Source organism: Vibrio sp. 1249-1 (genome assembly GCF_033340495.1).
The window spans coordinates 1-13,128 of record NZ_JAWOWJ010000002.1 but is presented as its reverse complement, the minus strand read 5'-3'; the positions used below and the strand labels follow the sequence as shown (position 1 = coordinate 13,128).

Genomic DNA, 13,128 nt, shown 5'->3' with positions numbered 1-13,128 from the left:
AAGCTTAGCTTGCGTTTGCTTCATGCTGTTTAAGGCTCATCAACCAACGACACTAAAGAACAGAAAATGTAATTCTTCAAAGTGAGTCGCTGGCAACACAAGGGTTAAGAACCGTTAGCAATATACAAGTCCAATGGTTTACCATTCCTTAGTAACCCAAAATAGACACTTTTGAGTATGGACCAATTTTTAGCGCAAATCTTTGCTGTAATTCACCAAATTCCAAAAGGAAAAGTCTCCACCTATGGGGAAATTGCCAAAATGGCCGGTTATCCGGGCTATGCGAGACATGTTGGTAAAGCACTGGGCAACTTACCAGAAGGCAGTAAACTCCCCTGGTTTAGAGTGGTAAATAGCCAAGGAAAAATATCTTTAAAAGGCAGAGACTTAGAGCGACAAAAAAAGAAATTAGAAGCAGAAGGGATTGAAGTCTCGGAAGTTGGCAAAACTTCACTTAAAAAATACAAATGGCAGCCTTAAGCTGCCATTTTTTGTTCTCAGTACGTCGTATTAACGTGTTCCAACTAGACGAATATCTAATTGGTGAGTTTGTGCTTCATCTGTAATAACACCGTTATGTGTGTCGCTGATAAAACGCAGCTTTCCATCTACCTCAATGCGAGCACGAACGCTGTAACGATGGTTTGGTTTGATTTCATTGCTGTCGTAACTCAACTCAAAAGAAAGAGGAACTTGCTTACCTTCTGTTTCGAATGTCTGTTTCGCCAACACTTTTGCTGGCGCATCCGCCAAGGACACATCTTCTAACGCAATAGTAACCACTGCGTTTGGTGGCAAGGCAATCCGCTCGCGATAAGCCACTGTACCTGTAATCGTCTTCATTGACGCCTCTGTAGATTCCATTTCTGTATTTTGAGAAGTTTGGCAACCCACTAACGCAGCCCCAAAGAGTAGAGAAGTAACAAGTAGTAGTGTTTTTTTCATATATTCCTCGAAAAGAGCATTAAACCGAAGCAATTATAGGTGTGGAATATAAAACTGTCTGCTTCCTGTCATTTTATTTGACAATAGTTTGACTGAGTTAGAATTTATCAAACAATTGATTTTGTTTCATAATTGGAACAATACTATTTCTAAGTTACTCAATAGTTCTTAACTATGCCACTTCACAAGAGTGAGGCTGTTGAGGTAACTTGGAATGAAAGACAACGGTGAGGAGACACAATGAGTAAACCACTACGAGAATTGCTCAGCCTACTACAACTCGAAAAATTAGAAGAAGGCTTGTTTCGTGGCCAAAGTGAAAACCTAGGTTTGCCTCAAGTTTATGGCGGTCAAGTAATTGGGCAAGCACTTTCTGCTGCGCGCTACACCGTTGAAGAAACACGCACGGTACACTCCTTCCATAGCTATTTTTTGTACCCTGGCGATCCAGAAAAACCTATTATTTATGACGTAGAAAATCTGAGAGATGGCCGTAGCTTTAGCACTAGACGCGTAAAAGCAATTCAAAATGGACGCCCTATTTTTTACCTAACCGCATCCTACCATGGCGATCAACCTGGGTTTGATCATCAAAAAGAAATGCCAGATATCCCTGGTCCAGAAAACTTTGCCTCAGAGAGTGAGCTCGCAAGCCATATTGCAGAATTTCTACCCAAACGCTTACGCAAAACATTTTGCGGGGAAAAGCCAATCGAAACTCGCCCCGTTACGGTTATCAACCCTTTGAAGCCCAAAAAAGCAGAACCCAAACAGTACCTTTGGATTCGTGCTAATGGTGAAATGCCAGAGAATCAGCTAATTCACCAGTACCTTCTGGCCTACGCATCCGATTGGGGATTCCTTGTGACAGCAATGCATCCACATGAAGTCTCATTAATGACGCCTAACTTTCAAGTGGCCACCATTGACCACTCTATCTGGTTCCATCGTCCGTTTAAGATGGATGAATGGCTTCTATATGCGATAGAGAGCCCAACGGCGAGCAATACTCGTGGGTTGGTCCGAGGCGAAATATACAACCAGCAAGGTCACTTAGTGGCGACCGCCGTGCAAGAAGGGGTGATGCGCTACACGAAATAGCTCGTGTTCGTTACACGAAAAAAGGAGTGCTGTTCCGCACTCCTTTTTTAATGGGTATCAAACGATGATTAATTTGGTTGATACTTCATGTTAACAACCGACCATTCGTAAAGTGATTTCGGGTAACCATATTCGCCTTTCCCGTAAATGACATTTGGGTCGGCATAGAATCCACCTTTATTCGTTGCTAAAAATTCACGAACCCCACGACGGTAAGTAATCACAGGTGCTACTAACTCATACTCTACCTTTTCCATCTTCGAGTCATCAATTACTAAGAACCGAGTCATACGAATCGTGCTGCCGTTGGTGCAGTACCCTGGGTCATCATAGTCAATTGCTTCAAAAGGCTTGAGATCATCTTCGAACAGCTCTGATGTACATCCATCAAATCGAGCTAAGTGTACCCACGCTCCTTTTATTAGAGTTTGGTCATCGTTACCCACCGGCTTGAATGCAAGTAGTGCAATCTTACCTTTGCCGTATAGTTTCAATTCTTCGTCCGTTGGCTCACGCACTGAACGAACGTTCATCAAACCAAACTCACTTTCTTCTAAGTTAGAAAACTCACGTGCATTTAGCGTGCTAAACAATACTGTTTGTTCAGTTTCAAGCAATGTATATTGATCCGCAACACCTTCATCTGCAAAGCTTAGATACAGCTGGACTTTCTTACTTTCCAACGCTTTGTAATCTCGAGATTCTCCTTCAGAAACGTCGAGAGAAATCCAACGTCTTTTTACTGGCGGGAGGTCAAGTAACGTCAGCTCTTCCTTATCAACATCTAATGAAGCGACTCCTTTAATTGTTGAGCTGGATATTTGATAGCTGCGGTTTCCTATTGGTGTACCAAAGTCTAGCTTAACCTTTTTAAATGGTTCAAATTCCACCTTCATTGTAGAAGCACTTAAACCAGGGTGATTCGCTTTGTTAATAGTGCCATTTACGACGATTGTTTTAGCTTTGTAGTTGCGTCCAGTAAGAGTAACCTCTACTTGGTACTCGCCTGCGTGCAAAATCTTCAAACGCCCCGTATCAGGGGAAACTAGCTCGACCACAGGATCTTTTTGGTTAATAAGACGGTAACTTGCCTTCGCAGTCCCACCACTCATCACTGGTGAGATAACACTACCAGCGGAGAATTCTACCGTTGGGTAAGTAACCGATACAGGGTTTGTGCCTTGTTTAATCGTGACCGAGAAGCTACTTTCACCCGGATCCACTTTGTCGTCCCCCGCATCCGAAACAATAATTTTTGTGCTACCCGCGTTAAGAATTTGCATGGCACCCGTTTGGCTGTTTAAGGAAACTACATCTGTTGCTGCGTTGTCTGCAAATCGGTACGTAACTTCCCCAACCGTACCAGAGATTTTCGGCGCAACAAATGTTTGGCCAACCTTCCAAATCTCTTCCACATCGGATTGAACTTCAATTCGGCTCGGCGCACTCAAAATTGTCACGTAGACTTTTTGATCAGGACCAACAGTATAATTCGCGCTCTCTTTTCTGCGCACAGTTAGCGTCGCTTTACCCGCTTTATACACATGGAGACGTCCTTCACTAAAACCACCGACAACATCTGGTGCGGTGTTATCTACAATCTCAATTTGCTCGTCAGCACTCAAACCAAAATCACGATGAAGATCAAAACTGTATTTGTTGCTGTATACAACGTCATAATCGTGCGTTGCCATGGGTTGGCCTTCAGCCTTTGCAACTTTAATGACGACATTAAATTGAATAGGTTGGTAGAACTCCCCACCATCGTCTTCAAACTTAAGGTCGTACTCACCCGCAGTCACTACCTCCAACTTGCCGTCAGTCATTCGTAAGCCATTAGGTAAGCTGCTAACTAGATTTACGTTACCTTTTTGCCCTTTAAACGCCAGAGGGATTGAAAGATTTGGTTGATAGGTAAGCGGCATTTCAATGTCTTGTATAACGGGATGAGGCGCGCGATTAACTTCAAGATCAAAACGAGTTTTGCTTGCAGGATAATTACGCATGTCATGCTCGTAAATTTCCACTTCAGCAGCACCAACACCTTTGATCAGTAATGCTTCACCATTTTCAGTTTTAGCGACAACGTCTTCACCACGAATGATTCTCAGCTCATAGTCACCGTAGGCGTTCGTCACCTTAGGGAAAATTCGTCCACCTTCCTCATAAGTTGTGACAATATCCGCTGCGCTGATTTCTTGACGCTTGCCTTGTTTTATATCCACAAAAAATTGCGCTGTTTGCTGTTTATCTAGAAACGCGTCGCTGTAAGTTGCAGTCGCTTCAACCGTTAATCGCCCAACATTATGAACAAGAAGCAAACCCGTTTCAGGGTCTAGCAACTCGGCCACCTTGCTGTCTGGTACGCTATTTATGATTTTGTAAGAAATACGTTGCGTTTGAGCTTTATCTAAACGCACTGGTTCTAACGTCAACCCTTCTCGATACTCGTCTTCAAGCAAAGCGAACTGTAATTGCCCCGGAGCTACTGCATGCAGTTTAACCGTAGCGCGAACTTGTTTCGGCAAGTAAAAGTCGTTACCTGAATCAGTAATCAGCACCGATGCCTGACCAACTGAACCTAATGAATATACCGAACCGTTCTCATCAACACGAATCAAGTTATGACCACTTTCTACCTCATAACTCAGTTCGCCTTTTTGGCCACGGACGATCAACGCTTTTCCTTCTGACTCAATCGCATTGAAATTCAGATCACTCACTGAAAGTTCAGTATTGATGCCTCGCTCTACAGTGACAGAAAATCTTGCTTCAGAAGATTCATAAGCAGAGCTACTATCTGTAGCAAGAATCGTCGCCGTTCCTGGGCGCAGAATTTGTAGTATTCCTGAGTCATTAATTTTCACGACATTTGGCGGATTAGAGTCAATGACTTGGTAAGATACCGACCCATGTACATTGCTCAGTTTTGCTTCAGTAACCGTTCCCACTCCTTCAAACTTCAACACCGTGTCTTCCACTTTTAATTGCGGACGGTTCTGCTTTGTTACCGTAGTTGGTGTCTTCGTATTGTTCGGCTTAGAGTCTCCCCCACCGCCACAGCCAGCGAGTAAAGCTGCGAGAAAAAGCAAATAGTAATTTCTGTTCATTTTTAGTAATACTTTGTTACATACAAGATGGGGCGATAATAATACGATGTTTTATTAATCACTATCCCCATTTTTGAGTACTTTATTACTTAAGTAATTGCTACTGTATTAATCCTAAAAACAAATACTCAAAAATAGCGACCAAATTACATGAAAACACAAAAAGCAAACGTTTAAATCAAACTCTTCCATTAATTTAGTAAAAATTAATATTCAATAAAATAAAACATGAAAAAGAAAGAGAAAAAATTGCGTTATTTTTTCTTTCATTATGATGTATAGGACTAATGGACTGTAAAAACAAATGGTTAATGAAAAATAGAAGAGAGAATAAATATCGTTTATATTTATAAAAATCTGGTAGGAAATAGTTTTAAAAGCATAATCAAACTACCTTTTAACATTTAAAATACTAAAAGGTAGAATTAACATTAGATAGAATTCTTATAGGGCGAGTTATTTTAGGATTGGTAACTCTGTTGTGTATTTAATGGACTCCATAGCAAATGTTGAAGTCACATTAGATAGCCCTTTTACACTATTAACTAACCGCTTATAGAATTCGTCAAAACACTTCATATCTTTGACTAGTACTTTCATCATGTAGTCATACTCGCCAGCCATACGATAAAACTCCATTACCTCAGGAAAGTCACTCACAGTTGTAACAAAATGGTGATACCAACCTTCGGAATGATCAATCGTTTTTAACTGAACAAATGCAATGAAAGATAGCTCGAGCTTTTCTGCACTTAACAACGCCACGCGTTTTTCGATGTAGCCCTCTTCTTCCAACCTTTTCAAGCGCTTCCAGCATGGTGTTGTAGTAAGATTGACTCGCTCAGCCACGTCATTTAATGACAAGGTGCTGTCGGTTTGTAGTAAAGCAAGCAGCTGCTTATCTATTCGATCTAAACTCATTTCTATAAAACCCATAAAATGTAGAAAATTTTTCTACAAAAATCTTTATTAAGAGTAACAATAGCAAAGTTTTTCTCGAAAATTATAGATAAATTATCCCTATCTAATACTTATCTATCGATTTCCCAAGGAGAGACGCCATGTGTACTGACCACAATTGGATCAACAATGCAGTGCGTAAAATTGAAGCAGACTTCCAACGTTCTGCTGATACTCACTTATTTAAACTCGAACTACCTTCTCTTGATGGTATCGATATCTATCTAAAAGATGAGAGTACGCACCCTACAGGCTCTCTTAAGCATCGATTGGCGCGCTCATTGTTTCTTTATGCTATTTGTAATGGATGGATTGGTCCTGAAACCACTGTAATCGAGGCGTCCTCAGGCAGCACTGCCGTTTCGGAAGCGTATTTTGCGCGTTTACTTGGCTTACCGTTCATTGCTGTTATGCCGAAAACCACCGCACGTAAAAAGATTGAACAAATTGAGTTTTACGGTGGTAAAGCGCATCTTGTAGAGCGCTCAGATCAGATTTATGACGAGTCTCGACGCTTGGCTCAAGAGCTAAATGGTCACTACATGGACCAGTTTACTTATGCTGAACGCGCTACTGACTGGCGCGGTAACAACAACATCGCGAACTCTATCTTTAGCCAAATGGAGTTAGAAGATCACCCGATTCCTAGCTGGGTAGTGATGAGTCCTGGAACAGGCGGCACATCAGCAACCATTGGCCGTTTTATTCGTTACCAAAAATACGACACTAAGCTTTGCGTGGTAGACCCTGAAAACTCAGTGTTTTACGATGCTTTCCAGTCAGGAAATCACTCATTGAAAGGCGATACTGGCAGCAAAATTGAAGGTATCGGGCGACCACGTGTCGAACCAAGTTTTATTGCTGGTGTCATTGATGAAATGCGCAAAATTCCAGACGCAGCCAGTGTGGCAACCGCCCATTGGGTATCTCAGCTGATTGGGCGTAAAGTCGGCGCATCAACAGGCACCAATCTTTACGGTGTGCTGCAATTGGCTTGTGAGATGAAACAACGCGGTGAGAAGGGTTCTATCGTGACGCTTCTATGTGATTCTGGAGAGCGTTACCTAGATACGTATTATGACTTAACATGGGTAAAAGAGAACATCGGCGATATTCAACCTTACTTAGCTCAACTCGAAGTCATTCAAGCAAAAGGTTGCGTTGAGCCAGCTTGTTGCGGCTCAACTAACGCTTAACGTGCAAACTGGACTTTAAAAAACAGCCCAACTTCATGTGGGCTGTTTTTATCGCTGGGTTTTACTTTTTCTGGCGCGCTTCAAACGCAGCCAATTGTTCTGGCGTTGCCGCTGGTTGATGATTTTGTTTCCATTCATCGTAAGTCATGCCGTAAACACGTTCGCGAGCGTCATCAATATCTAAATCCAAACCGAGATTTTCAGCCTCAGATTTATACCATTTGCTAAAGCAGTTGCGACAGAAGCCCGCAAGGATCATCAGGTCGATGTTTTGTACGTCTTTGTTAGCATCTAAATGCGCCAATAAACGGCGAAATGTCGCCGCGTCTAACTTATCTTGTTCTTCTTGAGTCAAGTTTTTGTATTTGAATTCAGCCACTTTCCTTTCCTTCTCTCTTATTTAGCTAGCTTTCGTCACCATATCTAGTTAGTCGGTAGTCATGAGTAAGAAGTATGCTTTAGCGCAACAATTCCCATTCTAAAATCACTACCTTTGATAAAAGCTGATATGATAATTACCATCCATCCTATTGATTAAATTAACATTTAAACAAATCATTACAACGGTCTTTTACCAAGGTTATCGTCTAGTTATGAAAAACGCCATTCTATTATTGTCTGCCTTGACCATTAGCGTGCCAACTTTAGCTGCTCAAGAACAAGCTCATCAATCTTATTTTTATCTGGGTACTGGTAACGTTGGTTTTGATACACCGTATTTCGGCTCGGATAGAGACAATGAGTGGTCAACACCACATATCACAGTTGGCTGGGGTTACCATATAAACCAATACCTCGCGTTTGAAGGGGTTCTGCGCTATTCACAAAATGAACTTAAGAACGATGCTCTAAAAACTGACTTAGATCTTCACTATTACCAAGCAGGTATGTCTGCTGTTGTAACAAGTGATAACTTAGGCGATACGCCGCTGTCACTGTTTGGTCGCGTAACTGCGCTTGGCACTCAAGCTGAAATGTATGTTCCAAACGAACAAAAAGTCACAGATGATTCAGGCGCGCTATTCAACATCGGTGCTGGTGTCCATTGGGATATGAGCAAAGATATCTGGTTACGCGCAGAGTACATTTATAATGTCGCGGATATGGGTTTTGAAGATTTTTACGACAGCTACGAAGGTGTACAAATCAGCCTAGGGAAACGCTTCTAATCGAACGCTTCCGAGCTAACTTTAAACCGATAAAGAGAAGCCGAGGTTATTACCTCGGCTTTTATGTTTTAACGTTTGATTTAAGGGTGCGCTATACGGCCCTTCGTATCATGGCTAATTGCTTTGTTTAACTCTGCTTCTACATGACCTGGTGCTTGTGTTTTCGCCGAAATCAATCGGTACATTGCCGGGATAACAAACAAGGTCACCAATGTCGCAAACCCCATCCCGAAAAAGATTACCGTACCCACGGCAATACGGCTCTCATAACCCGCCCCTGTAGATACTATCAACGGAATTGCGCCAGCAAGTGTGGTAAACGCAGTCATCAAGATTGGACGTAGACGTCGCGCAGCTGCATCAATGATCGCTTTTTCAAACTCAACGCCACGATCACGTAGCTGATTGGCAAATTCTACGATCAAAATACCGTTTTTCGTCACCATACCAATCAACATGATCATGCCGATCTGACTATAAATGTTCATACCTTGGCCCATAATAACCAAACCAAGAAAGCCACCAAATACACCCATCGGCACCGTAAACATGACCACTAACGGGTTTACGAAGCTTTCAAACTGAGCCGCCAACACGAGATACGCCACTAGCAGTGCCAATGCAAACACAACAGCAACACTCGCTTGGTTCTCTTTAAAGTCTTTCGACTCCCCCGAATAACTCACCGAAATGTCACCCGGTAAGTTGTCGATGGCTTCCTGGTCTAGGTAATTCAGCGCATCTCCTAATGTAAAACCTTCCGACAGGTTGGCAGTAATAGTGATGGACTTCTGTTTGTTGTAGTGAGAAAGACGAATAGAGGCCGCCACTTCTTCAATTTTTGTGACCGCATCTAACGTCACTAGCTGACCGCTATTCGTGCGCAGATAAATCTGACTTAAATCTGCAGCATTATTAAAGCTATTTTCATCACCGCGAAGATACACATCGTACTCTTCGCCACGCTCAACATAAGTCGTTTCGCTTTTACCACCGAGCATGATTTCTAGGGTGTCAGAAATGTCTTTAACACTGACTCCTAGCTCTGCGGCACGCTGTCGGTCAACTGTAACCAATAACTCAGGCGTTTTTTCCGAGTAATCTATCTCTGCTCCTTCCATCATTGGTGATTCTTCTGCTTTGTTCTTTAGCATTTCAGCCCAAACAACGAGCTCATCGTAATCAGAGCCGCCTAATACGAACTGAACTGGCTCACTCGAACCACCTTGGAAACCTGGCATAAATGGGAACACTCGAACATCTGGGATACCTGCCAATTCTTTCCGTACTTTGTTAAGGGCTTGCTGAGCCGTGATATCACGTTCGTTCCAATCTTCTAGAATCATGATCACAAAGCCTGTCTGGTCTCCTGCCTGGCCACCAAACGCTGGCGTTTGGATGCTGAATGACTTCAGATAACCTTGCCCTAGTAATGGCATCAATCGGTCTTCGACAATATCCATATTGGCTGACATACGATTGTATGACGTAGCATCTGCACCGCGCACAAACGCGAATATCACACCGCGATCTTCTTGTGGGGTCAGCTGGGCCGGTACCTGATTCATCAAGAAATAGCTACCGCCCAAACAAGCTAGAATCACCAGCGGAGCAGCCCAACGTACTTTTAATGCGCCTTTCAATAATGCGCGATAGCCACTCTCAAGCTTGCTAAACAAGCGATCAACCGCTTCATTGAATCGATTTGGTTTTACATTCGCTTTCAAAATCTGACTACCTAATACAGGAGTCAGCGTCAGGGCAATCAAAGAGGAGAATATGACCGACATAGCCAGCAATACAGAAAACTCTGTAAATAGTAGACCTACCATGCCATCCATAAAGGAGATCGGTAAGAACACCATCACCAGCACTAATGTTGTTGCTATAACAGCAAAACCAACCTCTCTTGTGCCTTTATATGCGGCGAGTAATGGCGATTCACCGCGTTCAATATGGTGGAAGATATTCTCTACAACCACAATTGCGTCATCAACCACCAAACCAATCGATAATATCAACGCCATCAAGGTGATCAAGTTGATAGAAAACCCAAAGTAGTACGCGGCAATGAACGACGAAATCAGAGAAACAGGTACAGTAACCGCAGGAATTAAGGTTGCACGAGCTTGGCCGATGAAAATGTACAATACCAAAATCACCAAGCCGCCCGTGATAAATAGCGTGCTGTACACCTCTTCGATTGAACGCTCGATAAACACTGTCGCGTCGTAATCTATCGCAAGACGTGTACCTTCTGGTAAGAACTTCTGGATGTTATCGACTTCAGACCTAACCAGCTTCGCTACTTCTAACGGGTTTGCGTCTGACTGCGGTACCACACCAAGACTGATGTTTACTACACCATCACTTTTGAAGGTTGAGTTTTCGTTTTCTGCACCAATGAAGACATCTGCTACATCTTTTAAATAGATAGGTGTATTGTCGCTTGCGCGTTTAATGACAAGATATTGAAAATCTTCAGGCGTGTTATAAGTACGAGCCGTACGCACGGACATTACTGTTGAGTCGTTGCGAACTTCACCACCTGGGCTTTCTAGGTTCTCACTTCGTAAAGCTGATGTAATGTCCGAAGCTGTAACTGAACGTCCAGCCATTAGTTCTGGCTTAAGCTTCACGTACATGACCTTGTACAAACCACCGGAGAGATCAATGGAGCTAACCCCAGAGATCAGGCTAAAGCGGTCCATCAATACACGTTCGGCATAATCGGTTAATTGAGTACGGTCCATCTCTGCAGAACTGAGATTGATGTAGAGCGACGCCTCTCCCGAGCCATTGTTCTTATAAACAATAGGGTCATCCGCTTCATCAGGTAGCGAGCGCTGAGCACGAGCTACGGCATCACGCACGTCGCTCACACCTGTGTTGAGATCGTAACCTAACTCAAACGTGATCGTGATACGCGACATGCTGTTACGAGTAGTGGAGCTAATTTCATCAACCCCACTGATCCCAGAAAGCTGGTCTTCCAAAACGGAGGTAATTTGGCTTTCAATAATAGTCGCCGATGCACCCTCATAACGCGTACTGATAGAAACGACTGGGCTTTCTATATCAGGCATTTCACGAACGGCTAATTTGGTGAATGACACAAAGCCAAACACACACAACAGCATGCTCAGAACCAACGCCGCGACAGGGCGTTTAACTGAAACGTCGGACAGTAACATTAGTTTTCTTCCTCATCCGATTCACTGTCATTGCGTGTCACATCCGTGGTGTTCGCTTTTAGTGGCGCGACAATTTCTTTCACTTCGACACCATCACGCATGTTAACAATGCCTTGAACCACAATCTTGTCACCAATCTCAACACCAGATTCGATCACCACCTCGTTGCCAACACGAGCACCTAGCGACACTTCTTGACGAGTAGCTTTGTTATTTTCATCAATTACATATACAAAACGTTTAGTTCCGGAGTATTCAAGTGCTTGAACAGGAATGATTGGCGCCTTAATAGCAGGAAATGCTAGTGAAGCGTTCATCAACATGCCCGGCTTCAATTGATTTTCTGGGTTATCAAACTCAATACGCACGCGAAGATTCAGTGTTTCGGCGCTGATCCGCGTATCAATACCTGTGACTTTACCAGTAAAGGTCTGGCTACCCCATGCACTGGTTTTAGCGATGACTTCCATACCAATAGAAAGCATCGATAAATAGCGCTCCGGTACTTGTAAATCCAGTTCCATGACGGAAAGATCATCCAACGTCAAAAGTTCAGTACCGGCACTGACCATTTTGCCGCGGCTAAAATCGATAAAACCAACAGTGCCAGAAAATGGGGCAGTAATATGGAGATCAGCTAAATTGGCTTGAGCAGCATCAAGCCTCGCTTGTGCTATTTCAACACTGGCTTTTTGTGCATCGATTTCAGTTTGAGTAATCGCATTCCGCTTAACCAAACGTTGGAACTCTTTTAACTTACGCTGTTCATCTTTAAGGTACGCCTTTGCCTCAATCAAAGCGGCTTGAGCCTTATCGTCATCTAACTTAATTAATAGCTGGTCTTGCTGGACATTTTGATTCGCTTTAACAGCGATTTGATTCACTTTGCCGGCGACTTCCGATGCGACAACCACAGACTCCGCTGCCTTTAATTTGCCGATAAGAGTTAAGGATTGATTGATCTCGTGCGTTTCTACTTGTTCAGTCACAACAGTAACCGCTGAGCCTCCTCGCATCGCAGCGCAAACCGATGGAGAACTCAGTAATATAGAAAGCGTTAAAACAGATAACGATAACGTGGCTTTCATGCTCATGATATTGACTTCTAAACGAATAAACTTATGTCATTAAACTGCTTACAGTTTATCAGTAGATACGGTGTTTAACGTCAAGTAGTGTAAATTCAAGTAAAAAGTGCGCTTCTCTTCTGTTCAAAGGACAAACAAAACGCTGACTTTCTACCATCTTTGCCCAAAAAGACAGCATTCAACGTAAAAACGTAAGAAAAACGCTTTACAGCCTGAGCGAGTTTGCTATGATTCGCTCCGCACTTGGGAGATGAGTTGGGAAAACATCTTACTAAGTATAAAAATCCTCTGGAGGGGTTCCCGAGTGGCCAAAGGGAGCAGACTGTAAATCTGCCGGCACTGCCTTCGATGGTTCGAATCCGTCC

The 13,128-nt window shown here is 43.1% G+C and carries 10 protein-coding genes and 1 tRNA gene; 5 read left to right on the top strand and 6 right to left on the bottom strand.

The features are described from left to right. Window positions 1-177: 177 nt before the first annotated feature. Window positions 178-480, top strand: a complete 303-nt coding sequence (locus R7Z50_RS03580; protein WP_005378570.1) for a DNA base-flipping protein — start codon at window positions 178-180, stop codon at window positions 478-480. 30 nt (window positions 481-510) lie between these two features. Here the strand turns inward: R7Z50_RS03580 and R7Z50_RS03575 are convergent, their stop codons facing one another. Next, a complete protein-coding gene (locus tag R7Z50_RS03575) occupies window positions 511-945 on the bottom strand; it encodes a YbaY family lipoprotein (protein ID WP_005378572.1) in 435 nt (144 codons plus the stop codon). Window positions 946-1,185: 240 nt separating this feature from the next. Between R7Z50_RS03575 and tesB the strand changes: the two genes are divergently transcribed. Continuing rightward, on the top strand, window positions 1,186-2,046 hold the full coding sequence (gene tesB, locus R7Z50_RS03570) for an acyl-CoA thioesterase II (RefSeq protein ID WP_005378575.1): 861 nt from the start codon (window positions 1,186-1,188) through the stop codon (window positions 2,044-2,046). Window positions 2,047-2,114: 68 nt separating this feature from the next. Here the strand turns inward: tesB and R7Z50_RS03565 are convergent, their stop codons facing one another. Both R7Z50_RS03565 and R7Z50_RS03560 read right to left on the bottom strand, forming a co-directional pair. Next, window positions 2,115-5,156, bottom strand: a complete 3,042-nt coding sequence (locus R7Z50_RS03565) for a cadherin repeat domain-containing protein (RefSeq protein WP_318148883.1) — start codon at window positions 5,154-5,156, stop codon at window positions 2,115-2,117. Between the two features lie 456 nt (window positions 5,157-5,612). Further along, window positions 5,613-6,077, bottom strand: coding sequence for an Lrp/AsnC family transcriptional regulator (locus tag R7Z50_RS03560; protein ID WP_025998626.1), 465 nt, complete (start codon window positions 6,075-6,077; stop codon window positions 5,613-5,615). 140 nt (window positions 6,078-6,217) lie between these two features. Between R7Z50_RS03560 and R7Z50_RS03555 the strand changes: the two genes are divergently transcribed. Beyond that, window positions 6,218-7,312 (top strand): PLP-dependent cysteine synthase family protein, encoded by a 1,095-nt coding sequence (locus tag R7Z50_RS03555; RefSeq protein ID WP_005389952.1) that lies wholly within the window; start codon window positions 6,218-6,220, stop codon window positions 7,310-7,312. A gap of 61 nt (window positions 7,313-7,373) precedes the next feature. Here the strand turns inward: R7Z50_RS03555 and R7Z50_RS03550 are convergent, their stop codons facing one another. After that, window positions 7,374-7,691 (bottom strand): DUF1244 domain-containing protein, encoded by a 318-nt coding sequence (locus tag R7Z50_RS03550; protein ID WP_005378586.1) that lies wholly within the window; start codon window positions 7,689-7,691, stop codon window positions 7,374-7,376. Between the two features lie 214 nt (window positions 7,692-7,905). Between R7Z50_RS03550 and R7Z50_RS03545 the strand changes: the two genes are divergently transcribed. Beyond that, the gene (locus tag R7Z50_RS03545; protein WP_053307492.1) at window positions 7,906-8,481 is read left to right on the top strand and encodes a porin family protein; all 576 of its coding nucleotides are present in this window, start codon (window positions 7,906-7,908) and stop codon (window positions 8,479-8,481) included. A gap of 80 nt (window positions 8,482-8,561) precedes the next feature. On the opposite strand, the gene vmeF is transcribed toward R7Z50_RS03545, so the two are convergent. Then, complete coding sequence (gene vmeF, locus R7Z50_RS03540; protein WP_017820001.1) at window positions 8,562-11,675, bottom strand: multidrug efflux RND transporter permease subunit VmeF; 3,114 nt, start codon at window positions 11,673-11,675, stop codon at window positions 8,562-8,564. Then, complete coding sequence (locus R7Z50_RS03535; protein ID WP_017820000.1) at window positions 11,675-12,769, bottom strand: efflux RND transporter periplasmic adaptor subunit; 1,095 nt, start codon at window positions 12,767-12,769, stop codon at window positions 11,675-11,677. Before R7Z50_RS03535 ends, vmeF begins: the two co-directional genes overlap by 1 nt. 292 nt (window positions 12,770-13,061) lie before the next feature. Here R7Z50_RS03535 and R7Z50_RS03530 point away from each other — a divergent pair. Then, window positions 13,062-13,128: transfer RNA gene (locus tag R7Z50_RS03530), tRNA-Tyr, on the top strand.